A 25,988-nucleotide genomic window follows, 5' to 3' on the forward strand; every position below is an offset into this window, starting at 1 on the left:
GAGAAAGTATTAAAAACTTCAATTATCGTTCTGTTACAAGATCAGAATGGTTCCATACAGCGAATGATAGCGAGCGGGAGAGACCTGGGCATGTCGAGTAAAATGGCAGCTGTCGGGCACCGAAGGAGCAAGCTGCTACGCACCCGGCGCAGTGGTTAATCTCTCAGGTAAATGTACCATCGTTGGACGCAACTCTGGAGAGTGCGCGAAACTGCGCCACCCAAGGGGTATATGGTCAAGCAGCACGGTGTGCAGGGTGACATCACCTGTGAATACAGGGATTGCATCAATCCGCCGCGCTGCTTATCATGAAACTCTCAGGTATCGAGGACAGAGAGAGGGCCTAGGGCCTTCTTCTGTCCTTTTTTGATGTCATCATTCAGTAATAAAGGAACATTATGGGTGTACGTCTGGATGAAAATGACGATTATAAATGGAGGGTTTGCGATGCGTTTTAAAGACGTTTTTTCAATTATTGGTCCGTCCATGACAGGTCCATCAAGTTCACATACGGCTGGAGCGGCAAGATTGGGGCGAATTGCCCGTCAGTGGCTGGGGTGCACGCCTGAACGCGCTCGATTAACACTGTATGGCTCGTTCGCCGATACGTATCAGGGGCATGGTACGGATCTTGCGTTAATCGGTGGCCTGCTTGATTATGTGACGGATGATCCACGTATACCGGATGCAGAACAATATGCAGAGGAAGTGGGTATGGAGGTAGAGTTTTTTACAAGCGGCCTGCCTGCTCCTCATCCGAATACGGTCAAGATTGAACTGTGGCATGGAGACCGTCAATGCTCACTAATTGGTGCTTCCATTGGCGGAGGTAGTGTATCGGTGCATGCATTGAATGATTTTCGTGTACAGATCAGCGGAGAGTTTCCCACACTTGTACTGCGCCATTCGGACAAAGCAGGAGTGCTCGCTTCCGTAACCTCCACCATCAGTTCGTCTGGGGTGAACATCGGGTACATGCAAGTGGATCGGAAAGCCCGGGATGGTGAAGCATTAACAGCGATGGAGATGGATGGTGTGCCGAATCCTGAGATGTTGAACCGTCTGCGGTCACTGGATCATATGCTCGACATTCGCGTGATTGATTTGAAGAGAGGGGTCGAGCCTGATGCGGTTTAAACATCTACATGAACTGAATACCATCTGTACAGCAGAATCCAAAACCATCGCCGAGCTGATGATCGAAGAGCAGGTTCAGGAGACGAATATCCCGGAAGCGGATGTTGTACGGCAGATGTCGGATTACTATCAGGTGATGAAGGAAGCTGTACACAAAGGGCTGACAGAAGATACGACATCACGCAGCGGTTTGACTGGCGGAGACGGCAAAAAAATGGCTGAGTACATTCGTAAAGGTGAGACTTGTTCTGGAGATGCTTCTGCACTGGCCATGGCGTATGCCCTTTGTGTATCGGAAGTGAATGCCTCCATGGGCCGGATCGTTGCCACACCAACAGCCGGTTCTTGCGGCATCATTCCGGGTGTGTTTATAAGCTCCCAAGAGCGTTTTGGCTGGAGTGACGAGCATCTGGTGAACGGTCTGTTCTGTGCGGGAGCGATTGGTTATGTGATTGCCAACAATTCATTTATCTCCGGTGCCGAGGGTGGCTGTCAGGCTGAAGTGGGTTCTGCAATCGGTATGGCCGCTGGAGCCATGGTGGAGCTGCGTGGAGGGACGCCTGAGCAAGTGGTTCATGCGGTTGGCCTCGCGTTAAAAAATACACTAGGCCTTATCTGCGATCCCGTCGCAGGCCTCGTGGAAATTCCGTGCATTGTGCGTAACGGACTGGGTGCCGTAACTGCGTTGGCTGCGGCCGACATGGCGCTGGCCGGGGTACGAAGTGCCATCCCGTCTGACGAAGTCATTGATGTCATGCTGGAAGTGGGCAGTGCGATGCCGAGCAGGCACCGTGAAACGGCCCAAGGTGGGCTTGCCCAAACACCGACAGGACGGAAAATGATGGAGAAGCTTGCTAAACCAAAGGCGAAGCGTGCGGAGCCTGAGATTGAAGCTGAGTCTCCTGCTGAAAATGAACCAGAAGCCAAGGCATAACATGCATGAACGTACATGAACTGAATTTAATTCGTGGAGCTTGATCATTAACGGTAATGATCTGCTACCATTATGATAAAAAAGCCGATACGAATTCTTCCTGGTGAAGAAGCGTATCGGCTTTTTTGTTGTTCCAACAAAGAAAAATAAAAAGGTATTGACGTTTATATATCGTTTAGATATATTATTTATTGTCATATATCAACACGATATATAAGATCGAGAATGAGTTATACAAATTAAGGAGATGGATAACATGAAAAGTGTTTTTCAAACGAGTCTTCTGTTTTTGAAAAATGGAGCTACAGTAGTCGGGTTAATTACAGCAGTACTGTTCCAGGTTTTTTTTAATACCATTTGGCTTAGTGGATATGATCAGGTAAATGCACGGATGAATCAGCTTGCTGTGACCATCGTAAATGAAGATGGGGCTGCGGCTGAGCCTGTGGCAAAGTCTCTTGCAGAGGGGCTTCATTTCGCGATTAAACCTTCGGCAACTATGGAAGAAGCCAGACAGATGTTAACGGACCGGGATGTATACATGATTATCGAGATTCCATCCGGTTTCATGCAGCAGGCGGGAGACTTGTCGGGCCCGGTGGCAGTGAAGTATGTAATGAATGAATCCAATGTGGCTACCGTAAAAAGTGTGATGCAGACCGTATCCGCACAAGTTACAGCGACGTTGAACCGTGAAGTACAGCAAAATAGCATTCGGGGAGTGCTGAATCAATCAGGTATGGCTGACGATCAGGCGAATGCGATGGCAGCGGGGTTATCTTCCCGTGTGGAGGCAGAAGTGGAACGGCTGAATCCAGTTCATAACTTTGCTTTTTCCATGGTACCAATGTTGATTGTGACGGCTACCTTTACAGGTGCAATGCTTCTTGGCATGAATCTGCAAAAGGTTTCTGGTGAACTCAGTAGCAGGGCAGGAAAATGGGAACGCTTTTGGGCGCGCAATATCATCAATGTTGGTGCTGCATTTATCGTATCGCTCGTTGGAGCAGGGATGATGCATGTTATGGGTGTATCATCAGCAGATGGATGGTGGATGTTATGGCTATTTCAGTTGTTGATTACTTTATCTTTTCTATTCGTGGCGCAATTGAGCTTGCTGCTGCTTGGAAATGCTGGAGCATGGTTAAACAGTGCCTTGTTGCCTCTGCTGATGTTGTCATCAGGCGCAACCATTCCGCGCGATGTCATGCCTGACTTCTATCAACAGATCGGTCATTATCTGCCGGCAACCTACGCGGTGGAGGGTATGATGAATCTGGTGCTTGGCGGAGATGGAATTAGTCATGATGTTCTGCTTCTGGTAGTGATTGGAGCGGCGACGTTGGTTTTGGGAGCGGTGTGCACATGGATCAAACGCTCAGGTCCTGCACAATCCGGCATACCTTTGGAGTCCAAGACTGCTGCGACACCTGTCGCTCTGACTGGAAACCTGCCTTCACCTGATCGTGGATAATATGGATAACGATAAGCCCCCTTTTGCCGGATAAGCCAATCCGTGAACGTCTGATGATGTTGAACGTATAAGGGAGGATGTGATACGTTAAGAGCAATTGGAAAGGAGCGGTACACCGATGAACACGCAGCATGTCATCCTCGGAATACTGCACAATCAGCCATGTTCCGGATATGAGATCAAGCAGTACTTTGAACAATATTTTTCATTTTTCTTCGATGCCAGTTTTGGCACCATTTATCCCACACTTGCGAAGATGGAAAAGTCAGGGTTGTTAACCAAGGAATCCGTTAGACAAGAAGGGAAACCTGACAAAAATGTGTATACCTTAACACCGGAAGGGTCTGCGGAGTTCAATACCTATTTGATGAGTCCCCTGGAAGCAGAGGTGTTCCGTTCTGATTTTCTGATGCGTCTGTATTTCGGAGAGCTGGCGGATGAAGATACTGTCGCAGGGTGGGTCCGGTCGGAGCTGAATCGTAAAGAGTTGCTGTATGCCGAGCTGCAGCGCCAGATGAAGCAATTTGGCGAACAGATCTCACCTGCACAGCGTTTGTGTATGCAAGTGGGGCTTGTGCAATATGAGGCTACCATCCGATTGCTCAAGGAACAGCTGACCGCGCCTCAGTAGCTTTCTATAGTATCCGTGTCACTAAATCAATTGACGATCCATCCATAACGCAGAAAGCGCTCTACAGATCAGTAACAGGTCTGTGAGCGCTTATCCGGCGTTGCTTTCAATGCGTTGGAATTGCAAGGATACAACAATATGAAAAAGCTACGCGATATCTGTACTTAGTACAGCATATCCATATGCTGGCAGCTCAACGGCCAGAATTCCCTCTTCCTTGGCTGTACGATAATTCTCGCCAAATAACTCCGTCCATTCCCCGGCACCCGCTTCGAGCTCCACGATAGCTGTTTCTTCCGAACGATTGAAAAGGATCAGAATGCGCTCCTCCTCATCCTGTCGTTCCATCACAAGCTGGCTTCCGCCTTCACGGGCCTGCAGGAATCGAATGCTGCCTTCTGCACGCAGGGCAGGATGGGCATGGCGAAGTGCGATTAGCTTCTGATAAAAGGTGAACAGCTCGCGATCCTGCTTCGTCTCATCCCACTCCATACATTTCCGACAGCCGGGATCATGATCGCCGTCCAGCCCAATCTCATCCCCGTAATAGATGCACGGGGCACCCATATAGCTGAATTGGAACAACGCGGCCAGTTTCATCTTCCGCTGGTCACCCTCACATAAGGTGAGCAGCCGTGGTGTATCGTGGCTATCAAGCAGATTGAACGCCACTTCGCTGGCTTGCAGCGCATAGCGGGACAGTTGTCGACCGATCGAGTTCGCGAACTGTTCGGCGTGCATGGCATCTTTTACAAAAAAACGATTTACGGCTTCCGTAAATGGATAGTTCATCGAGGCATCGAACTGATCACCTTGCAGCCAGGAGGAGGACTCATTCCATACCTCACCCAGGATATAGGCATCCGGATTCGCAGCCTTCACTACACGGCGGAAGTCGCGCCAGAACGCATTATCCACTTCATCCGCGACATCCAGCCGCCAGCCGTCGGTGCCCACTTCCTTGATCCAGTATTCGGCGACCTCCAGCAAATACGCCTTCACCTCGGGATTTTCCGTGTTAAGCTTCGGCATGTGGGCTTCGAATCCGAATGTTTCATACGTAGGAATGCCATCCTTCACGTCCAGCGGGAATTCATGCACATGGAACCAGTCCTTATATTTGGACTTCTCCCCGTTCTTCTGCACATCCACAAACGGCGCAAACGTCTTCCCAGAATGATTGAACACCGCATCCAATAGCACCCGGATTCCGCGTGCATGGCACAGCTCAACAAGCCGTTTGGCTGTATCTGCATCACCAAAATGCCGATCTACTCGCAAATAATCTTCGGTATCGTATTTGTGATTGGTCGTTGCCTCGAAGATTGGTGTGAAATAAATGGCGTTAATGCCCAACTCTTCAAGGTAATCCAGATGGTCGATGACGCCCTGGAGATCACCGCCGAAGAAGTTAAACGGGGTCGGCTCACCACCCCAGGGTTCCACTTTTTCTGGATCAAGGTTCGGGTTGCCATTTGCGAATCGTTCAGGGAAGATCTGATAGAAGATCGCATCCTTCACCCATGCAGGCGGTGTAAATACAGCTCCGGGATGGATGTACGGAAACTGGAACATGTGACCAGGATCGTCGGGTTCATGCGTTTGGAAATCCGTTTCGGTCATCCAGATCTGTTCTGTGCCACTTTTCAGCAGGAAGGAATACTTCAGTCGATGATATGGAGGCTTTACTTGTCCCTCATAATAATCGAACATGGAATCGGATGTATATTTGGTTAAAGGAACCAGCTCTTTGGTGCGATCCCAGGCGTATTTGTCCCCAGTCAGGGCATGTACCTCGGTGAGATCATTCTTTTTGGCACGCAGACGCAGACGAATGGTATCCTTATCATAGGCATAGGCCCAGTTCCGTTTTGGTTGATGATAGATGGCTTCCAGCAGCATGTTGAATCTCCTCCCGTCGTATACACACGTAGTATGTGAGCAAGTAGCTGCATTCGATGCAAATCAATCTCGGGATGAATGCCACATGCTTATGTTGTTGAATCAACCTCTCAATCTCTGCATGAATTATGCGAAGCGGATGATTAAGGTATAATTTAAAATAAAAGGATATCCATGGTCGTGTGATCATCATTCGTACATTTTATATAAACAAAATACTTCATTATGTTTCAAATATATAATTAACCCAAAGGGTGCAGAAAGGAAACGAATACGCGCATGAAAACGAAACTGTTATACATTGAAGACGATACGGAAATTGCCACATGGGTTAGGGCCGACTTGGAGGAGCGTGGATATGAGGTGGTATGGCTCGGAAGTGGTGAAGGTGCGGCTGAAGCTGCCGGGGGCTGCTCGTTGGTTATTCTGGATGTCATGCTGCCGGGACTGGATGGATTTACGGTAGGACAGCGACTCAAAAAGGAACATCCTGAAGTGCCCATTGTCATGCTCTCGGCTAGAACGTCCATTGACGATAAGCTGCATGGGCTTGATTTTGCCGATGATTATGTAACCAAGCCATTCCATCCCGATGAACTTGCCGCACGGATTGAGGTCCAGCTTCGGAAGGCAGGGACAGCGATCTCGGCCGATACCGTGGTAAAACTGGACCACTTGTCCATCTACGAGAAGGATCACCGGATCGTGAATGAGGAGACAGAGGAAGAAATTATTTTATCGGGCAAACAGTTTCATATCTTCGCCTACCTGCTCAGGCATATGGGCATGATTCGAACCAAGGAACAGATCTACGAAGCCGTTTGGAACGAGTCTTATCTGGACGGGGACAAGACATTAATGGTACATATCCGGCATCTGCGCGAGAAGCTGGAGCGTGATCCGGCGAACCCAACCATCATTCAAACCGTTCGTGGTGTTGGGTATCGTGTGAAGAAGCCATGAGAAGAAAAGCGACGATGCGCGATCCATCCGATAGGAATAAGGGAGTGAAACGTAGCCTTCCAGGCAAACGGAAAATGCGTTTTGGACGGACCTTGATGTCCCGATATATTCTCCTGATCTTGGCAGCGGTTTTGTTTGTGCCGGTCGTTCTCCCCATTACATCTATTATCTATGTGGTGGTGGTGAACAATACAAATAAAGACAATACGGCACCTTATGGCGATAGCACGAAAATTAGCAACCTGTGGACCCGGGAATCCGAGAAGTTGGATGGGGCGACATCTGAAAAAATCAATCAACGTATGGAACAGCTGCACCGGAAATATCCCAAATCTTCGATGTACCGTGTGGACCAAAACGGTGAAACGGCATTTATTCTCGCTGGAGAGGACGTTGATGTATCGGAGTCCACCGTGGATGGAACAACAATGACGACATTGAAATGGACGTTGGATCATCCGAATACAGAGACCCGGATTCCTTCGATATGGAATGCAAACAGCTCCCTGGAATTTATGAAGGAAGCCTCCTATCGTGATCCGCTAACGGTTGTTTCTTTTGTGGGTGGAGATAGTGAAGACAAGGGACAAGGGTTTATGGTGATTGAGGTTCCAAGGTATCTTTTGCAAAAGCCACAGAACAACTGGCCTATGGAACTTTTGTATTTGGGTGGATTGATGATGATCATCTTCCTGTTATTTATCATCATGTCGATCCTGTTCTTTGCGCGAATTCGCAAGCGGCTCATCCGGCTCCAGACGGCGATGATCACTCCGGGTAAGGAAGGCATTCCCCTTCCTGTGGAGATTCGCAGATCGGATGAGATTGGACATCTGGAGGAATCGTTCAACGAAATGGTGCATCAGTTGACAGACAGCCGTCACCGGGAGCGGGAGGAAGAGCAGCTTCGCAAACGTCTTGTCGCGGGATTGTCGCATGATCTGCGTACACCGCTGACCGTCATCCGTGGACATATGCATTCCCTTCACAAAGAACCACTAAGCACGGCTGCGGATACTTCATTGCGTCGTATGGAAGCCAAGATGGATGATTTGAGCGGATTGATCGATAACATGTTATCGTACAACCTGCTCACCAGCGGAAAATATACATTGAAGCTGGAACAGAAGGACGTCCTGCGAATCGTCAGAGAAACGGCAGCGGCCTGGTATCCCGTGTGGGAGAAAGAGCAGTTTGAGATTGATATCGATCTGCCGGAAGAACCGTTGATCTGGCAGGTGGATGAGCAGGGATTACGTCGTGTTCTCGATAACCTGTTTCAGAATGTCATCCGTCATGCAGCGAGTGGAAAATATATTGGCATATCGACAGAACAGATCCATGGGGAGAAGGCTCTTGTTATTCAGGATAGGGGCCCAGGATTGCAGGAAGATTCGGATACCAAGGGAACAGGTCTGGGGTTATCCATCGTGGATCTGCTGATTCGTGAGATGGGGCTGCGGAAGAGGGTAGACAGCTCTGAGAATGGATTGCGGGTATGCCTCTATAGCGGCGGAGGAGCTGGGAAATCAAGGCCGTACCTTTTTTTAAACAAAACTTAAACTTCAGCCGACTTCAGCTTTAACCTTGGAAGGTTACGATGATATCCGAGGTGATTAAACAGTGACTGATAACATTATTCAAACCGCTAACTTATGGAAAACATACCGGGACCGTGCGGCGGTCCGTGAACTTGATCTGCATATTAAAAAGGGAGACATTTATGGCTTCCTTGGTCCCAACGGCGCTGGCAAAACAACAACTATTCGTATGCTTCTTGGCTTAATCAAGCCAACCAAAGGTGTCATCCGTGTATTCGACAAGGATATCCGCAAGGATCGTATGGACATTCTGCGACGTGTAGGTTCGTTGGTTGAATATCCGTCATACTATGGACATCTGAACGCGGTGGAAAATTTGGAAACCTTGCGCCGGATATTGGATGTACCCAAATCAAGGATTGCCGAAGTGCTTTCCATCGTGGACCTGACTCGGGATGCCAAACGTTCCGTGAAAGGTTACTCGCTTGGAATGAAACAGCGTCTGGGGATTGCAAGTGCCTTGTTGGGTCAGCCGGAGCTGCTGATTTTGGACGAGCCGACGAACGGTCTTGATCCAGCGGGCATCCAGGAGATCCGGGAATTAATCAAGCGTATGCCGCTAGAACACGGCATTACCGTCCTGGTGTCCAGCCATTTGCTGAGTGAAGTGGAACAGATGGCGAGCCGGGTTGGCATTATCCGTGAGGGGAAAATGGTCCTTCAAGATACGATCGCCAATCTGCATAGCCAGACGGGCAGCTCCATTCGACTGACCGTTTCCGAGCCGGAAGAGGCGATGAAGCTGGCACGAGAGCAGGGACAATTCGGTCAACGTGAAGGAGCGGCGCTCACGTTCCCGTATATGGATAATAGCGCGATTGCATTGCTGGTCCGTCGATTGGTTGAGCAGGACCATGCGGTTTATCGTGTGGAAGAGCACCGTCAATCCCTGGAAGACTTGTTCATGCGGGTCATCGGTGAGGGGGCAACGGTATGACGGGCCGTGCGTTATCGTCCGACTGGCTTAAAATTCGTGGCAAAGGTATCTGGTTTCTCGTTTTTCTGGCACCCATTGGACTGACGGCAATGCAGGCTTTGAACTTCGGGCTTCGTTTAGGCTATCTGAAAGAACAGTATGGGAATCATCTGTGGGAGGGTTTACTGGACAATGTGGTTGTTTTTGTACCACTTGCCTTGATGCTGGGGGCGACGATTCTCAGCTCGATGATCGCAAATGTTGAACATGAGCAGGGATCATGGAAGCAATTGCTGGCGATGCCAATCACAAGACCTGCGGTGTACCTGGCCAAATTCCTGCTCGCTTGTATGCTGCTCATCATATCCTGCTTGTTATTATCAGCCGGAATTATTGGTCTGGGATTGGTGCTTGGATTCGACGCTGGTGAGATCCCTTGGATACATGCAATCAAGTTGGGTTTATTGCCACTTGCTGGCGCACTTCCGGTGTTATCGCTGGAGCTATGGCTGACGATGGTAAACAAAAATCAGGCTCTTCCGGTCACTCTCGGCATTGTACTCGCGGTAATGGGGATGTTCGCACTCAGTATCTCACCGTACTTTCCGCTTGCTTGGGCACAGATGGCTTGGATCAGCCCGAAACCATTTGTGTATGTCGGTTTGGGTGTAGGGGCGGGGCTCCTAATCATGTTGCTGGGTATGATGCACTTTAGCCGGAAGGATGTGGCCTAAGATGAGTTTTGCAACAACCTATTTCCGAATCCTGTCCTCTGAGCGACTAAAAATGGGTAAATCACCTATCTGGCTTCTGATTCTGCTGAGTCCGTTAATCGCACTGCTTATTGGGCTGCTGTCCACACCATCAGGTCAATGGAATGTGCTTATGGGTTCAATGGTCTTTCTGCACGGTTTGTTATTGCTGCCCATCCTGACCGGCGTATTTACCTCTTTCGTCTGTCGATTCGAGCATGCGGGGGGAGGCTGGAAGCAAATGCTGGTGCTGCCGCTTACTCGTACGGGCGTATATGCAGGCAAACTGACCATCGTGATTTTGCTTCTGGCGGGCACACAATTACTGTTGCTGGGGGCCATCCTGCTGACAGGTACGATCCAGGGCATGACGGATCCCATCCCATGGGGATTGCTTACAGGTAAGCTGCTGCTGGGGCTATTCGCTTGTGTGCCGCTCGCTGCTCTCCAAATGTTCGTTTCCTTGGTATGGAGCAGCTTTGCCGCACCGCTGGCATTGAATTTTGCGTTGACCGTACCGAACATTCTGATCGTGAACTCGGCTACATTTGGCCCATATTACCCTTGGGCGCAGCCGATGATTCTAATGACACCTTTTGAAGGTGGGGGATTTGGAGCTTACAATGTTCCACTTGGGACCATGCTTGCAGTAGTCGGGGGCAGTGCAGTTCTCTTCATTTTAATTGGAGTTTTATATTTTAGAAAAAAAGAAATTTAATCGTAGAATTTATTCATTAGTTGTGTAATAAATTCCTTTTAAGCAAACATAGACCTCAGTTATTGACGGACTATGTCGCTTAAAGGGGATTTTTTTGTCGCTTTTACATGGTTTTGGTGAAGAGATTGTAAGCAAATTCGAACTGGAATCTGGTAAAATAAAAAAAGCTGTTTCTAGGAGGGCTTACATGGTTATTCGAGGGTAGGCCCATTTCGCCGAAAATTATATTTTTTGGTTGTTAGATGAAGATATAGGCTAAGAAAAGAGGGGTAAGCCTTGGATATTAATAAAACGGAAACCCTAAAGCGCATTATTTCTGAGGGAAGTTCTTACCAATCCTTGTTTTTTAATCACCCAGATGCCATATATGTGATGGACATCCATGGAAATTATATTGATGCCAATCCCTCGATTGAGAGGATTTCAGGGTATACATTTGAAGAACTCCGTAGCTTAAATCGAGATAGGATTTGCCCTCCTGAGAGTGAGGAGTTACGAGGAGAATACATTAGTGAGGTACTGGCTGGCCATTCAGTCAGTAAGCCGATCACGTTTTATCATAGAGACGGTTCCCTGAAACAGGCCAAGATTACCTATGTGCCCATAACGGAGAAAGAAGAGATTGTGGGGATATACGGTATTGCCAGGGATGTAACCGAGATCGTGGAAGTGGAACGTAAATTGCATGAAACGCAGGAGAAATATCAGATGTTGGCGGACCATGCTCAGGACCTCATTACCACGAGTTCGATGGACGGCAAGCTGCTTTATGTCTCTCCTTCCGTCTATTCGTTGCTGGGATATCGTCCGGAAGAGGTAACAGGAAAGTTCCTGAAGGATTACTGTTATCCTGAGGATTACCCTGAACTTCTAGAGATGTCGTCGAGTGGGAATGGCTGCAAGATGCGAGTGCTTCATAAGAAGGGGCACTACATCTGGATGGAAACGCTGGCAAAGCCGGTGGCCGGAGAAGAGGGCAAGAATACTCAGATCGTCAGCGTCAGCCGGGATATTACCCAGCATAAAAATGCAGAAAGACGTCTTAGAGAGAGTCGTCAACGTTACAAATCTCTCTTCGAACATAATCCAGCAGCGGTATACTCGCTGAATCTCGAAGGCAAATATACGGCAGTGAACCGCAATCTGGTCAAAATGCTGGATGTACCTCGGAGCAAATTGATTGGGCAGTCCTTTCTTTCGCATTTGGATAAATGTGAAGTGCATGGCGGGCAGGCATACTTCGAACTGGTGAAGCAGGGGAAGCCTCAACATTATGAGACCCGAATCGTGAATTCCAGTGGCCGGAAGGTTGATGTATCTATCATTAATGTTCCCATCATTGTGGACCAGGAACTCGTGGGTGTATATGGGATCTTGTCTGATATTACGGAGCGTAAGGATTATACAGAGCAGATCCAGGAGCTTAGCAAACAGCATGCTCTGATTCTTAACTCGGTTACAGAGGGCATCTATGGACTGGACGCAGATGGCATCACCAGGTTTATGAATCCGGCTGCTGCTTCCATGTTCGGCTACGAAGCGGAAGAGTTTGTCGGCAAAAGCTCGCATCCTATCATTCATCATTCACGTGCAGACGGCAGCTATTTTCCAAAAAGTGAATGCCCTATTCATATGACGGTGATGGACGGGCAGCGTCGCACTGTGAAGGAGGATGTGTTCTGGCGCAAAGACGGAACCAGCTTTCTGGTGGAATACCAGGTTACACCAATTATCGATGAGGGTCAGATTCGTGGCGCCGTTATCGTGTTCAATGATGTGACGGGTGATCGCGAAATTGTGCGCGCCAAGGAAACCGCTGAACTCGCGGCACAGGCCAAGTCGGAATTCCTGTCCATGGTCAGTCATGAAATTCGTACACCAATGAATGGAATCGTGGGGATGACTGAATTGCTAATCAGCACGGATTTGTCGGAGGAACAGCGAGAATACGCCGAGATCATCCGTGAGAGCGGTGATGCACTGTTAAATATCCTGAATGACATCCTTGATTTCAGCAAATTGGAATCTGGGAAAATGGCTTTGGCCTACGAACCGTTCTCGCTGCGCATCATGTTGGAACAGGTTGCGGAACTTTTTTCGTCTAAAGCGGAAGAGAAGCAGTTGAAGATCCGATATCGTCTCAATCCCGACATTCCTGAGTTTATGGTGGGCGATGCGATGCGTATTCGGCAAATTCTCGTCAATCTGGTGAGCAATGCCTTGAAGTTTACGGATCAGGGGGGCATTGATGTCACGGTAGATATTATTCGTGGCAATCGACCGGAAGCGAGTGTGCTGGACTTTGCGGTGAAGGATACGGGGATCGGTATTCCAGAAGATAAGCTGGATCAGTTGTTCCAGTCGTTCTCTCAACTGCATCCTGTCATTAACCGCAAATATGGCGGGACAGGTCTTGGATTAGTCATCTCGAAGCGACTCGTGGAGATTATGGGGGGCAGTATCAGTGTGGAGAGTGAAGAAGGAAAGGGATCAACCTTCCGGTTCGCTGTGCCTGCCACAAGTGTAGATGCGACTGCAGAGGCAGAGCAATCTGCACGTCAATTCAGCCATGATCGGACACGCCAGGGGGATAAGGTAGCAATACGTATTCTTGTTGCCGAGGATCACCCGGTAAACCGAAAGATTTTATCGGAGTATCTAGAGAAGCTTGGATACCAAGCAGATGTATGCACCAATGGCGTTGAAGCGATTGAAGCCATTTCGCAAAATGCCTATGATATTGTCCTGATGGATCTTCAGATGCCTGTTATGGATGGACTCAAAGCAACAGACCTTGTACACCGATTAATTCCGCAGGAGCGTATTCCAGCTATTATAGCGGTAACCGGAAATGCCAAACGTGAAGACAAGGAAGCTTGTTTGGAGATTGGGATGCGTGACTTCATCAGCAAACCAATCATGCTGAGTGAATTAAAGCGGGTATTGCAGCAATGGGGGCCAACAGATGAACCGCAGCTTGCACCAAGCTGAAGACTCGTACTCCCAAGGTGGATAAAAACAAACAACACAAAAACGCCAATGACGCTTCTGTATCAGGAGGTTATTGGCGTTTTTGTGTTTCTGTTTATTTTGTTATGGTCCATCCTTAAATGGCTGAACTGGTCAAACCAGGGTAAGACGATTGATGTTACCTGACAAAACTTCGCATGAACGCTCGAATTTCTCACGTTCAGATGCATCCAAATTCAACTCGATAATCTCCTGAATCCCATCCCCGCCAATAATGGCTGGAACACCTGCGCATACGTTGTTCTGTCCATACTCTCCATCAAGAATTGCGGAGACAGCAATGATCTTGTGTTCATCGTTGAGAATCGAACGGGTAATATGTGCGAGTGCGTTACCGATTCCGAATTGGGTGGAACCTTTACGAGTGAAAATTTCCCAACCGGCGTCTTTCGTTTTGCGGGCGATATCTTCCAGGTCCAGATGTTTGAAGCGTTCCTTGTGCTGTTCCATAATGTGCATAATCGGTTTGCCTCCGATAGTGACATGGGACCATGCCACGAACTGGGATTCCCCATGTTCCCCGAGAGCATATCCATGCACGCTGCGTGGATCGATGGAGAAGACCTCTGACAACAGCGTTTTGAGCCGGGAGGAATCAATAGACGTACCTGTACCGATGACTCGTTCACGCGGAAGACCGGACAGCTTCCATACCATATAAGTTACTATGTCAACCGGATTGGCCGCGACGACAAAAATCCCCCGGAATCCGCTATTCATGATAGGAACAACGATATCTTTGGCAATGGACTCCGCTTCCTCCAGAATATCCAGACGAGTCTGCCCTGGCTTCGGATTCGCTCCGGCAGTCAGGACTATGACGTCCATGCTGCCGCAATCTGCATAAGTGCCAGCGTATACCTTCGTGCGGTTATGTGTGAAGTCCATGCAATGGGAAAAATCCAGCGCCTGTGCAACCGCACGGTCATACGTCCGGTCAACCATCATAATTTCTCTGCATATCGATTGATTAATCATGGAATATGCACAACTTGAACCGACAAGTCCCGCCCCGATCACCGCTACTTTACCTGATTTGCCTAACACTGCTGTTCAGCCCCCATTTACATTTGATTTATCCGTTCGTAATAATACATATGTTAAGTATAGTCCTTTATTTTATGCTAATAGCTGCTTCTACGTTACATAAGATAACACATGGAAAAGCTGTGCAGCAATGATTTCCTCTGTCGCGGGAGCGTATTGGAGTGACGGAGTTAACAAAATTGACATGAATAATTCATCCTCATAAAAAGTGACGGCGTTTGCACCAACGAATTTCGACATGACAGCATTCATGCTCATTGTCGGATGAAGGGTTATTTTTACGAATGAGGCAACTGACAAAAGCTCTTATGAATCCGCAGAAACAGAAGAAAAGCGTCAAAGGGATCTGCAAAGAGACTGACGAATACATACGGACAAGCAAATGAAATATGCGTACTTGATCCATGAGACAGGTTGACCCGATCCGATGACAGTTCCAAAAGGGAACGCTGAAGCCACTACCTTATATTCAAAAAGACTTCATTCCGGGAGGGAATAATAATGATTGAAGAAGTAGGAGCAACGACGGAAACGGCCAAGAGCCTGGGCATTGGTGCCAGTACTCTTCGTAAATATGCGGCAGCGCTTGAGGAACAAGGGTATCGATTCGAGCGTTCCGCCAACAAATCCAGATTGTTCAAGTCGGACGATATCGAGTGCATCGAACGCCTGATGACAGAACTTAGGGAACATAACCTGCCACTTGCAGATGCTGTGGTGACCGTACTGACTCCAGACGTGCCTGTGATGGTAATGGAGGAGGCCTCAGTGGCAGAATGTGCGGCAACAGTGATGCCTGCAATATTTCCTGAGGAACCTGAACTAACTGGAGCATTGAGATCTTATGAAGGTCTGGGACAACTGGTGAGTGAAGTGACTTACGGTGCTGTCGGACAGCAGGATGATCAGGTCCAGCTGCTGCAGCATCGGGTGGACGAACTAGAGTTAACGCTGCAGCATCTGGCGGATACCCATCTTGCTCTCCAGGAGCAGATGGAGAAGCAGCGCCTATGGATGAATGAGAAGCTGGAAGAGGAGCGAGACCGTGAACTGGTCACCAATCTGCGCAGCTTCCAGGGAAGAAAACGCAAACCCAAAGGAACATCGCTTCGAATGTTGTTCGGGCTGCTGCCCAAAAAGCACAAAGAAGCCTGAGAACCCTGTCCATGCTCGTCGTGATTTTACACAGCTAGCTTGGTATAATGAGCCCATACAACAACAAGACTGGCTGCTGATCTGCTCTGCTTAAACGGAAAACAGGAGATCAGATGGCTGGCGTGGGAGGACCTGTGGAGCTGCGACGAAGCTGGCAAAGACTACTCGGCCTATGGACTGATCGTCCCCGGAGGAAAGGTACGAAGATCGCCGGGCGTTATACGATATATGACTTGCTTGGTATGGGAAGTTATGGACTGACATACCTATGTACCGATGAACAGACTGGCAATGATGTAGCGTTAAAAGAATCCAAACCCAGCAAGGGTAGACTCGCTGTACGGTTGCTGGACAGGGAGGCGGATGTGATGAATCGGATGGATCATTCGGCCATCCCTAAGTTGCTGGATGTGTTCACATACCGGGCGCGCAGTTACATTGTCACCGAGTATATCCTTGGGGAGACACTGGAACAGTGCATATTCGAGCAAGGCCGCAAATATACGGAACAGGATTGTCTGGAGCTGGTAAAGCAACTACTGGCTCCCATTGTGCATGTTCATGAGCAGGGATATATTCATGGGGATGTCCGTATTCCAAATGTCATTTTACGTGACGGGCAGGTGCATTTGATTGATTTTGGCCTGGCGCGGCGCATGGGGGAGCCGTTGTTGCCTGAGCTAAAACGCCGGATGCGTGAATTGCCCGAGCCTGAAGATGAACTGGCTGCGCCGGATCAGGATTTGCAGGATCTCGGTCATTTTCTTTTGTTCATGCTGTATTCCGCTTACGAGCCAGAGAAGGGCCGCAAACCGGCTAGTTGGCAGGAAGAACTCAAGCTTACGCCGGAAGTTCACGATATGCTGGAACGACTGCTTGGACTTCGTCCAGGCTATGAAGGTGGAGCGCTGGAATTACAGGCGGATATTGACCGTGTGCTGATAAAGTTGCGATGAAGAAATAAATAAGGGTTGTTTTGCTAACCGTGAAGACGGCTGGCAGAACAACCCTTTTAATACATATACGATGATTTAGCGCCAGTCTAGCTGGAGCTGTATTTCCTGCTTTTATAATAACCGGAGCCGTGGCGGCTATCCCGACGCTTCGCATCCGAAGATGAATAGCGTTGATAGGCACGCTTGTCTGAGGAACTGCTGTGACGTTTATATGAGCGTCTATCCGATGAGCTGTTACGCCTACGATGAGATGAAGATTTAGAATCGAGGAGTTTGCCGATAATCTTTTTGAACATGAAAGTTCATCCTTTCGTCTTCAACCGTTTTAAGCATATACGGGGCTCTGTTGGAGTGGGTTTCGGATTTTTTAAGGGGGATTATATTCATTGGACAGGGGCTAGGCGTATAATAGAATGTTGAGGATTACACGGAATTTTTTATTTTGAGCATTTCGCGTTACAATAGAAGACAGGATGAGATTTTAACGGACAGGAGTAGTTGTAATGATTACGTTGAAGACCAAAGAACAAATCGAACTTATGAAGAAGGCTGGAGAAATTCTTGCCGCATGCCATAGAGAAATTGCTGGAATGATCCGTCCAGGGATCACGACACAGGAAATTGATCAGTTTGCAGAAGCTTTTATGAAGAAAAATGGCGCTACACCGGAACAAAAGGGATACAACGGATACCAATATGCGACATGTGCGTCGGTTAATGATGTGATCTGTCATGGATTTCCAGGAAAATATGTACTGCAGGATGGAGACATCGTTACGATTGATATGGTCGTGAATCTGAACGGCTGGCTGGCCGATTCCGCTTGGTCGTATGCGGTGGGTCAGGTGACTCCAGAAGCACAACATTTGTTGGACGTTACCAAAACATCTCTCTACAAAGGGATTGAACTGGCTGTGATCGGCAACCGGATCGGTGATATCTCCAATGCGATTCAGACGTATGCAGAAGGTGAAGGTCTATCGGTTGTCCGTGAATTTATCGGTCATGGGATCGGCGAGAAAATGCATGAGGAACCACAGGTGCCTCACTACGGCCCACCACACCGTGGTCCACGTCTCAAGGAAGGCATGGTTATTACCATTGAGCCGATGCTGAACATTGGTACGTACCGTAGCAAGCTGGACTCGGATGGTTGGACAGCACGTACTCAGGATGGAAGTCTGTCTGCCCAATATGAGCATACGATTGCCATTACAGCAGATGGTCCTGTCATTCTGACTGCTCAATAATTACGCTCAATGTCTCCAATGTGATGATATTTGCATATTTCAAGGCGGCCCACGTTTGTGATCCGCCTGTTTCGGTTTAAACTATTTAGAGGCGATACACATAGAGCCGGTGGTGGATGATATCAGCTGACAGAGGGTTATCCCCTGTCCACTGGCAAGAAGGAGGTCATTTTGGTGTCTGAAAATAAACAGATCGTACTTGCGTCTCGTCCCGAAGGTGCCCCATCCAGAGAAGACTTTAAATTCATTGATGCACCCCTTCCTGAACCGGAAGCAGGACAAGTCCTGGTACGTACGCTATATTTGTCTGTAGATCCATACATGCGGGGCCGCATGAAAGATACAAAATCCTATGCCCCCCCCTATGCGTTGAATGAAGTGATCAAGGGCGGAACGATTGGGCAGGTGGTGGAGTCTTCGGAACCCAATCTGCGCAAAGGGGATTTGGTATCCGGCATGTGGGGCTGGCAGCAGTATGCAGCCGTAAATACGGGAGATATTTCCTTGATTGATACAGAAGAAGCTCCAATTACGGCTTACCTGGGTGCGCTGGGCATGACCGGTTTGACCGCTTATTTTGGCATGGAAGATATTGGTAAGCCGAAGGACGGCGAAACGGTGGTCGTATCGGGAGCAGCCGGAGCGGTAGGTATGATTGCGGGCCAGATCGCCAAGATTGTAGGTGCGCGTGTAGTCGGGATTGCAGGTTCTGACGAGAAGTGTGCTTACCTGAAAGAAAAACTGGGATTCGATGTGGTGTTGAACTATAAGCACGAAGAGGATATGTCTGCTGCCATTGAACGGGCTTGCCCGGCTGGCGTAGACGTTTATTTCGACAATGTTGGCGGTGAAATCTCCGATGCGGTACTAAGCCATATTAATCGGAATGCACGTATTCCACTCTGTGGACAGATTTCGTCATATAATTTGGAGAAGCCGGATATCGGCATGCGCCCGCAGACGTTACTATTAACGAATACAGCGTTGATGAAAGGTTTCCTGGTGGGTGATTATGCCAAGTCCTTTAAGGAAGGCCGTGCCAAACTAGCAAAATGGATCAAGGAAGGCCACTTACAGTTTGAAGAAAACATTGTGGAAGGTTTTGACCAGACACCGGAAGCATTTATGGGCCTCTTCTCTGGAGATAACTTAGGCAAACAGCTTGTAAAGGTTGCAGACCCTGAATAGATATAGAATCCCTTGAACATATACCAGGACAGGAAAAGACACGTTCCGCACGGTGAAGTGCACAGAACGTGTCTTTTTAGTTGTTAGGAAGTTGCGATGATGCTAAGATTCCGCAGCAACAACTTCCTTATAGTGCTTGTACATATATACCCTCCAGCGTACGATCATACCGAAGGCCAGAAGGAAGAACAATCCACCCGTTTGAGGAATGCTCACATAACGCTGAATGACTTCATGCAGGATTAGACGTATTGCCAGCAATCCAAGCAGAATGAACGCGAAGCTTCGTGAACGTGTGGCGAAAATTTCTTCATTAACTCTTTCAAAGCGAGTACTGCGAATGAGGGGGTACGAGAATATAAACCAGCCCACCAACAGCGCGATAATTGCCCATAGAAGCGGGACATGTGTCTGGGGTACAACAAACATGAGAAAACCCGTGCTCATTCCCAGCGGGGGAATAAGTATTTTGCGAATGGTTACCGGACGATGGCTGGCTTTCATTCGAATAAAAATGGCAAGCAGGGCCATGACGAGCATACCCAGAGTTGCACCGATCTGAAGGTAAGACGGACTGATTTGAGCCACGTAAAACTCCCTCTTTCTGGAATAATATGTTATCCGGACATCCGGAACATGATGCGAATTACCGGAATTTTCTGTTTCTATTATATCACAAACGAAGAAAGCCGATAGAATGCTTAGTGTATCATTTACCCGGATTGTATATGCAGGATTCATTTGAAAAATTTGTATTATTATACCCACTGTGAGGCGGTTTATTCGAATAAGGGGAATTCAGGAAATGAACGAACATTTAGGGTCATAAAAATCGGTGATTACAAGACAGATAACCAAGTGGGTCATATAGAGCTTGTCATGCGAGTGCACAAACATATGAAACAGATGAAAGAGCGTGGACGTATTATATACATTCCCGATCCAATCTATGGGTGGATGGGCTACAGGAGGAAGGACAGTAAGAACGGAAAGGAGTAATATGCCGATCATAGGAATACCTTGGAACAGAGCAAGGAGGAATACGCTTCATGAATAGAAATCACAGGCCACTCACGGTATGGACTTTGGCTTGCCTGACCGTGGTATCAGTGGTTCTGGTTATCCCCTGGATTTTGTGGCAATCACAGGCACCGACACAGCTTAACATCATGATTGTCGACAAAAGTAAACCGGACTTGTCCTATGTGGGGCATAAGGGACTAGTCTGGATTCTGAATCAGCAGAAGATTGTCCAACAGACAGGGGAACATTATACGTATGAAGAAGACTACTACGGATATGATATACAGAACGGGATCTCCCGGTTTGAACGGAAATTGCCGGATGAGGTGACCGACACGGACCTGATCTATCTGACGGCGAATCATCATATTTCATCTACAGATACGAATGAACGTATACAAGGCAAAGCTTATGAAGGTCTTACGATATATGATGCGCACAAAATTCGTGAAGCTGCAACCAAAGGCGTAACGATTGTCGCTGAGTTTAGCGCCTTGTCGAATGCTGTTTCGAACATGACAAGAGAGCAATTGTATCCGATTCTGGGCATGAAAAGCAGCGGATGGCAGGGGAGATCGGTATCGGATCTGCAGAGCTTGGATGAAGTGCCACAGAAGGTACGAATGAACTATGAGCTTAGGGAGAAAAAGGAGTGGCCCTATCATGGAGCAGGTATTGTACTGATTCATGAGGATGGACGTGTGATTGTACTGAAGCAAGGCCGTGATGTAAAGACCGGTGACATAAAGCTCTCCTTTACACAGGAAGGTGGGAAATGGAGTGGAATTACCCGGGATATCCATTACAGCGAATGGTTTGACATCATTGTGCCTGAACAACAGACTACTGTACTGGCTTGGTATAAGACGGATCTAACGGAGAGTGGTCAGCTGAAACTGATGGACGCAGGTATTCCGGCGGAATTCGCTGCTCTTATCCGGTATGAGGGCTATAATCGGACGTATTATATGGCAGGATCATTCGGAGAGCTGGAGCATTATTCGTTCTGGCGCCGTATCAAGGGATGGGATGTGGTAAAAACGAAGCTCACACCGGATCAAAAGGGTGTTCCGGATCGGTTTTACTGGAAAGTTTACGTACCCGTGATGAAGAAGATTTTGCAGGAAGTCCAGACAGGGCAAGCACCCTGGCAATAGAAAAGCCGTTCCTTTGGTAGCGGAACGGTGGGATACATAAGGAGGGCTGCAGATGATCTGCAGCCCTCCTCCATTTGGCATCAGGATATATCGGGTTTTATGAATGAAGATGTTGCAACCCATTCAGGAAAGCGGCCACGGACAGTTGCAGGCTCTCATCCGGGTCAAAGTTCATACCGAAGCCACCCTTCTCACCCATGGAGGCGAAGCCGTGGCAAAGACTGCGTAAACCGCGAACGGCATGGAGCGTTTCCGCTTCACTTAGCGTATAGGGCTGCAACAGGCGGAGCAGCAGATCTAGGGCAGCTGTACTCTCCACAACGAGCTGCGGTTCCTGACGGTCCGGGGCATGGAAAAAGGCTTCGTACAGCCCTGGATGCTTGCGGACGAAGCCGATATATGCAGCAGCGACCTCCTGAATGGCTTCGTCACCCGAACGGCCGACAGAAGCCTCAGTTAATGCAAGCCTGAGCTGCTGTGCGGACATCAACGCCATTTCCTGGCGAAGCCCGGGAAGACCGTTGATGTGGTTGTAAAGCGACGGGGAGCGCACATCCAGCCGCTGGGCCAGAGCGGCCAGTGTTAGCGAATGGAATCCGTCACTGTCGGCAAGCTGGGTGGCGGCGCTTAACAGAGCGCCGCGATCCAGCCCTTGGCGGGGGCTCAAAGTTGTCCCCCGGCAGGGCGCAGCCGTTGCTCTGCGTCTGCCGTAGCTGCGTGCATGGCCGCGGCGGGCTGACGCAGCATTCGTCCGTGCCCTACAGCGAGCACGGACGGCTCCAGCTCAGCCAGGCGCTTGGCGCTGGCAAGAGCAAGTTCACGGTTCCACGTCGCCAGCGCGGGGAACGGAAAGAGCGGGCGCAGGCGGCCGGATACGGCGAGGCCGCCGTGCAGCTGATACGCGTCGCCAGCGATGAGCACGCGGCTGCGCGTATCCATGAAGGCCATATGGCCCGGCGTATGGCCTGGGGTAGCAATTGCGACCAGGGATCCGATCCGGTCGCCGTCATCGAGCAAGCGATCCGGCCGGGTGCTGATCGCTTTGGGTACACTGCCGCGTACCGGAGTCTGTGGCTCGCCGGGAAGCAGGGAGGCGTCTCCGCCAAGCAGTGGGGCATCTCTTCTTGAGATGCAGACCTCGGCTTCAGGCAGCGCCTCCTTAAGACCATCCAGTGCACCAACATGGTCACCATGGGCGTGAGTCAGAATAATTCTGATAATTGGTTTGCCCAAGGATTGTGCAGTAGCCAAAATCCCCTTGAGACTGAATGGCATTCCGGCATCAATAAGGGTATACCCCTCTTTTTCTTCAACAAGATATACGTTCACAGGGAAGAGGCGTGGAAGGAATGAAACTTGGACAACATCATGCTCACGTGTAATTCGCATCATTGAATCCTCCTTAAAACTAATGTTGTTAGTAATATAACTAATGTCATTAGTTTTTGCAATACCCTATGTAGATTTGCTTAAAAAATAGGATATTTTAAAATCCTAAAACACTTTACAAAAAAAGCGTTTTCAAAATAGGAATAACCGATTATAATAATCTCGTAAGCCCTTTCATATGTCTATCTTATTGGAGCCTTTCGCGAAGCGATAGGCTCACTTTTTTTGTTCTGTTCCCTCAAAACACGGAGGAACTCAACCTTTTTACTAAGCCTATGAAGGGCCTGTATATACTGGTATGACAGGGGGAATCAGGTTTTCTAACCCCTAAGTTGAGAATGTTGACAAACATAACTGTTATTTCTATAATAACAGTTATACTTACCTTGGATTTAATTTTCATCGGTGAACGATATGCCGGGAAGGGAGTAAGTAATGAACAGTGAATTTACCATTGCTGTGCACTGTCTGGTCTTTCTGTCCATGAAGGATGAGTGTATGGCCAATAGTGAAGACTTGTCTCAAAGTGTTGGTACGCATCCAGCCAGAGTACGCAAGGTGCTTAGTGTGCTGCGGAAGCATGGATACCTGACCACCAAGGAAGGTGCCCACGGTGGATATCTGCTCAGCCGTCCGAGTGAAGAAATCAAGCTTGGAGAACTGTACAGACTGGTAGCAGGTGGATCACTTGGTCCCAGCTGGTGTTCGGGAGAATCCGGTTCAACGTGCGTTGTTTCTTCCAATATGCAGGATGTGATGGGAAGTATCTACGATGGAGGCGAAGAAGCATTAAGCGCTTATTTTGACCGTATATCCATTGAGGATGTGAAGCATCGTATCGGTAATGGGGAAGAATGTTCTTTGTCTATGGAACCCTTGGCCATGAAGGATAGGTCGTGACAGAACTGATCGTTAACAGCTCTTCATGACCTGGCCTTGGACTGCTGCTATCAGGCATGGTGGACAAGCTATATAAGGGCGTTTGCTCCGGTTGTAAGATCCGTTGATGTTTCAGGCGATTCCGGGCATAACGTGAACACAGATGGAAGCGATCGTCTGCGCTGATGTTATTTTCGGAAGGTGAGTACTCGGTAGAGTTTGGCCTTGCGAACGTAAAAAAAATAAAAAAAAACTTGGGGAGTGGAACGCATGTCCAGCATTGAAAACAATGAAACACTTCGCGTGATTAACGAACGTCACGCTGTCAAAAAGTACGAAAGTGGTTTTGTTATGCCTGAAGCAGATCTGAACGCTATCCTGACTGCCGCTTCCGAAGCACCGTCTTCATGGAACCTGCAGCACTGGAAATTCCTCGTGATCGAATCCGAAGCAGACAAAGCCAAGTTGCTGCCAATCGCTTACGGCCAAAGTCAAATCACAGACAGCTCCGTTACGATCGCTGTACTCGGAGATTTGGAAGCAAACCGCAACGCCGTGATTTATGATCAGGCTGTTGAAGCAGGTGCGATCCCGGCTGAAGTTCGTGACGCATTGGTTGGACAGATCAACGGTGCTTACAAAAATCCGCAAATCGCCCGTGACGAAGCAATCCGCAATGCATCTTTTGCTTCACAGAACATTATGCTTGCTGCACGTTCCCTGGGATATGATACTTGCCCAATGGGTGGTTACAACCCGCAACAATTGATCGAAACATTCAACATCCCTGCGCGTTATTTACCAACGTTGTTGATCACTGTAGGTAAAGCTGCAGTACCAGCTCGTCCGGCAGGTCGTTTCCCGCTGTCCGAAGTTGTTGTTAAAGGTTCTTTCTAAGACTGATTTTGGATCAGTTATCGCTATAGAGAGTGATATATATAACGTAAATAGCCGCATGTCCCCTTTAGAGGGAACATGCGGCTATTTGGTATTTAAATGATGAAGAAGGGCATTATTTCTCTGGTGTTTCCGGGATTTTCGGTGCATTGAAATCTTCCAGATACTCAATTGCGTTATACATCATAACCGCAGCTTCGGCGCGGGTAATCGTTTCCTTCGGATTGAAGTTGCCTTCTGCATCGAGTGTATTAATCTTCAAGACAAGGGAACGTTGAACAGCACCTTGAAATTCTGGAGTCAGCTCTTTTTCATCCGTGATGTCTACAGGTTTGATGTTAATCATCGGCAGGCCGCCTTTGGCTTCAATGCCCTGCATCAAGAAAAGGGTATACTGTTCACGGGTCAACGCCTTGGAAGGATCGATATCGTTGGACATCTTAATGCCATTGAATTGGGCACGGACAAAAGCATCACTGTACCATACGCCATCTTTTACGTTGGAGAAGTAGTCACTTGGCAGGGGTTGTTTGATAAAACGAATCGTGTCCAAATTCAGATGGAGGCCATCTGCAATGAGCTGGATACCCTGAGCTGTGTTTAGTTCCTGTTCCGGTTTGAACAAGCTATCACTCACGCCTTTGATTAAACCATCCTGATGTAGGGATTCAATCTTGTCTGCCCCCACAATACCTTGAATATCAGTGAATTCCGCTTGAGCGGCGTGAATCGGACCAGCGCTCAGAGAAAGGGTAAGTAAAGCTCCGGCTGTTAATGTAGCCAATATATTTTTTTTCATATCAGATTCGCCTCACTTTTCCAGGGAGTTTCCCTTTGTATAAAAGTTATTTGTCCCTATAGACGACCCTATTCCTCAAAAGGTTGCTTTAATTTTCCATTGTTTTTCTACAAGAAATTCTGTTGGAATATGTACAAAGTGAATGGACTATTGTAAGGCCTTATGCTTTGTATTATGGTGAGGAAAGATA

Annotated in this window: 23 protein-coding genes, 1 pseudogene and 2 riboswitches; of the genes and pseudogenes, 17 read left to right on the top strand and 7 right to left on the bottom strand. The window is 48.4% G+C overall.

Going from position 1 to position 25,988, the window contains the following annotated elements:
- The first annotated feature begins 64 nt into the window (after positions 1-64).
- A riboswitch (glycine riboswitch) is annotated at positions 65-188 on the top strand.
- Positions 189-192: 4 nt separating this feature from the next.
- Positions 193-336: riboswitch (glycine riboswitch) on the top strand.
- Positions 337-447: 111 nt separating this feature from the next.
- The 4 genes from sdaAB (at position 448) to PTQ21_RS07650 (ending at position 4,176) form a co-directional block, all read left to right on the top strand.
- Positions 448-1,137, top strand: a complete 690-nt coding sequence (gene sdaAB, locus PTQ21_RS07635) for an L-serine ammonia-lyase, iron-sulfur-dependent subunit beta (protein ID WP_064642637.1) — start codon at positions 448-450, stop codon at positions 1,135-1,137.
- Positions 1,127-2,071, top strand: coding sequence for an L-serine ammonia-lyase, iron-sulfur-dependent, subunit alpha (gene sdaAA, locus PTQ21_RS07640; protein WP_064642635.1), 945 nt, complete (start codon positions 1,127-1,129; stop codon positions 2,069-2,071). Before sdaAB ends, sdaAA begins: the two co-directional genes overlap by 11 nt.
- A gap of 256 nt (positions 2,072-2,327) precedes the next feature.
- Positions 2,328-3,545 carry a YhgE/Pip domain-containing protein gene (locus PTQ21_RS07645; RefSeq protein ID WP_274569356.1) on the top strand — a complete coding sequence of 406 codons (1,218 nt, stop codon included), beginning with the start codon at positions 2,328-2,330 and terminating at the stop codon, positions 3,543-3,545.
- A 118-nt stretch (positions 3,546-3,663) separates the two neighbouring features.
- Positions 3,664-4,176 carry a PadR family transcriptional regulator gene (locus tag PTQ21_RS07650; protein ID WP_063566211.1) on the top strand — a complete coding sequence of 171 codons (513 nt, stop codon included), beginning with the start codon at positions 3,664-3,666 and terminating at the stop codon, positions 4,174-4,176.
- A 147-nt stretch (positions 4,177-4,323) separates the two neighbouring features.
- On the opposite strand, the gene PTQ21_RS07655 is transcribed toward PTQ21_RS07650, so the two are convergent.
- Positions 4,324-6,078, bottom strand: coding sequence for an alpha-glycosidase (locus tag PTQ21_RS07655; RefSeq protein ID WP_274569357.1), 1,755 nt, complete (start codon positions 6,076-6,078; stop codon positions 4,324-4,326).
- Positions 6,079-6,357: 279 nt separating this feature from the next.
- Here PTQ21_RS07655 and PTQ21_RS07660 point away from each other — a divergent pair, with 279 nt between their 5' ends.
- From PTQ21_RS07660 to PTQ21_RS07685, 6 genes are all read left to right on the top strand, one after another.
- Positions 6,358-7,041 (top strand): response regulator transcription factor, encoded by a 684-nt coding sequence (locus tag PTQ21_RS07660; RefSeq protein ID WP_274569359.1) that lies wholly within the window; start codon positions 6,358-6,360, stop codon positions 7,039-7,041.
- 44 nt (positions 7,042-7,085) lie between these two features.
- Positions 7,086-8,603, top strand: a complete 1,518-nt coding sequence (locus PTQ21_RS07665; protein WP_274569360.1) for a HAMP domain-containing sensor histidine kinase — start codon at positions 7,086-7,088, stop codon at positions 8,601-8,603.
- A 61-nt stretch (positions 8,604-8,664) separates the two neighbouring features.
- The gene (locus PTQ21_RS07670; protein ID WP_090810206.1) at positions 8,665-9,579 is read left to right on the top strand and encodes an ABC transporter ATP-binding protein; all 915 of its coding nucleotides are present in this window, start codon (positions 8,665-8,667) and stop codon (positions 9,577-9,579) included.
- Positions 9,576-10,292: an ABC transporter permease gene (locus PTQ21_RS07675; protein ID WP_090810209.1), complete on the top strand. Its 717-nt coding sequence runs from the start codon at positions 9,576-9,578 to the stop codon at positions 10,290-10,292. Before PTQ21_RS07670 ends, PTQ21_RS07675 begins: the two co-directional genes overlap by 4 nt.
- 1 nt (position 10,293) lies before the next feature.
- A complete protein-coding gene (locus tag PTQ21_RS07680; RefSeq protein ID WP_090810211.1) occupies positions 10,294-11,028 on the top strand; it encodes an ABC transporter permease in 735 nt (244 codons plus the stop codon).
- A gap of 276 nt (positions 11,029-11,304) precedes the next feature.
- Positions 11,305-14,019 carry a PAS domain-containing hybrid sensor histidine kinase/response regulator gene (locus PTQ21_RS07685; RefSeq protein WP_274569362.1) on the top strand — a complete coding sequence of 905 codons (2,715 nt, stop codon included), beginning with the start codon at positions 11,305-11,307 and terminating at the stop codon, positions 14,017-14,019.
- A gap of 132 nt (positions 14,020-14,151) precedes the next feature.
- Here PTQ21_RS07685 and PTQ21_RS07690 read toward each other — a convergent pair whose 3' ends face one another.
- The gene (locus PTQ21_RS07690; RefSeq protein ID WP_063566203.1) at positions 14,152-15,105 is read right to left on the bottom strand and encodes an L-lactate dehydrogenase; all 954 of its coding nucleotides are present in this window, start codon (positions 15,103-15,105) and stop codon (positions 14,152-14,154) included.
- Positions 15,106-15,606: 501 nt separating this feature from the next.
- On the opposite strand from PTQ21_RS07690, the gene PTQ21_RS07695 reads away from it, so the two are divergent.
- The 4 genes from PTQ21_RS07695 (at position 15,607) to PTQ21_RS07710 (ending at position 19,654) form a co-directional block, all read left to right on the top strand.
- Positions 15,607-16,260, top strand: a complete 654-nt coding sequence (locus tag PTQ21_RS07695; protein WP_079695818.1) for a MerR family transcriptional regulator — start codon at positions 15,607-15,609, stop codon at positions 16,258-16,260.
- A 113-nt stretch (positions 16,261-16,373) separates the two neighbouring features.
- Positions 16,374-17,216, top strand: a complete 843-nt coding sequence (locus PTQ21_RS07700; protein WP_274569366.1) for a serine/threonine protein kinase — start codon at positions 16,374-16,376, stop codon at positions 17,214-17,216.
- 503 nt (positions 17,217-17,719) lie between these two features.
- Positions 17,720-18,466, top strand: a complete 747-nt coding sequence (gene map, locus PTQ21_RS07705) for a type I methionyl aminopeptidase (RefSeq protein ID WP_063566201.1) — start codon at positions 17,720-17,722, stop codon at positions 18,464-18,466.
- Positions 18,467-18,640: 174 nt separating this feature from the next.
- Positions 18,641-19,654: an NADP-dependent oxidoreductase gene (locus PTQ21_RS07710; protein ID WP_063566200.1), complete on the top strand. Its 1,014-nt coding sequence runs from the start codon at positions 18,641-18,643 to the stop codon at positions 19,652-19,654.
- A 102-nt stretch (positions 19,655-19,756) separates the two neighbouring features.
- Here the strand turns inward: PTQ21_RS07710 and PTQ21_RS07715 are convergent, their stop codons facing one another.
- A complete protein-coding gene (locus PTQ21_RS07715; RefSeq protein ID WP_170867906.1) occupies positions 19,757-20,242 on the bottom strand; it encodes a CcdC family protein in 486 nt (161 codons plus the stop codon).
- A gap of 461 nt (positions 20,243-20,703) precedes the next feature.
- Here PTQ21_RS07715 and PTQ21_RS07720 point away from each other — a divergent pair, with 461 nt between their 5' ends.
- Positions 20,704-21,834, top strand: a complete 1,131-nt coding sequence (locus PTQ21_RS07720) for a hypothetical protein (protein WP_274569368.1) — start codon at positions 20,704-20,706, stop codon at positions 21,832-21,834.
- Positions 21,835-21,931: 97 nt separating this feature from the next.
- Here PTQ21_RS07720 and PTQ21_RS07725 read toward each other — a convergent pair whose 3' ends face one another.
- The 3 genes and pseudogenes from PTQ21_RS07725 to PTQ21_RS07735 all read right to left on the bottom strand — a co-directional run bounded on the left by PTQ21_RS07725 (position 21,932) and on the right by PTQ21_RS07735 (position 23,223).
- The gene (locus PTQ21_RS07725) at positions 21,932-22,330 is read right to left on the bottom strand and encodes a TetR-like C-terminal domain-containing protein (RefSeq protein WP_274570463.1); all 399 of its coding nucleotides are present in this window, start codon (positions 22,328-22,330) and stop codon (positions 21,932-21,934) included.
- A gap of 81 nt (positions 22,331-22,411) precedes the next feature.
- Positions 22,412-22,501, bottom strand: a pseudogene (locus tag PTQ21_RS07730) (TetR family transcriptional regulator); the annotation flags it as partial.
- Entirely contained in the window at positions 22,498-23,223 is a 726-nt protein-coding gene (locus PTQ21_RS07735) for an MBL fold metallo-hydrolase (protein ID WP_274570464.1), read from the bottom strand. The gene PTQ21_RS07735 and the pseudogene PTQ21_RS07730, both read right to left, overlap by 4 nt.
- Positions 23,224-23,658: 435 nt before the next feature.
- Between PTQ21_RS07735 and PTQ21_RS07740 the strand changes: the two genes are divergently transcribed.
- Positions 23,659-24,123, top strand: coding sequence for an Rrf2 family transcriptional regulator (locus PTQ21_RS07740; RefSeq protein WP_063566196.1), 465 nt, complete (start codon positions 23,659-23,661; stop codon positions 24,121-24,123).
- 249 nt (positions 24,124-24,372) lie between these two features.
- On the top strand, positions 24,373-24,999 hold the full coding sequence (locus PTQ21_RS07745; RefSeq protein WP_163759045.1) for a nitroreductase family protein: 627 nt from the start codon (positions 24,373-24,375) through the stop codon (positions 24,997-24,999).
- Positions 25,000-25,114: 115 nt separating this feature from the next.
- On the opposite strand, the gene PTQ21_RS07750 is transcribed toward PTQ21_RS07745, so the two are convergent.
- Positions 25,115-25,798 (bottom strand): S-layer homology domain-containing protein, encoded by a 684-nt coding sequence (locus PTQ21_RS07750; RefSeq protein WP_063566194.1) that lies wholly within the window; start codon positions 25,796-25,798, stop codon positions 25,115-25,117.
- Positions 25,799-25,988: the final 190 nt, after the last annotated feature.

Origin of the sequence: Paenibacillus marchantiae (genome assembly GCF_028771845.1) — a bacterium.
Taxonomy (GTDB): Bacteria; Bacillota; Bacilli; order Paenibacillales; family Paenibacillaceae; genus Paenibacillus; species Paenibacillus marchantiae.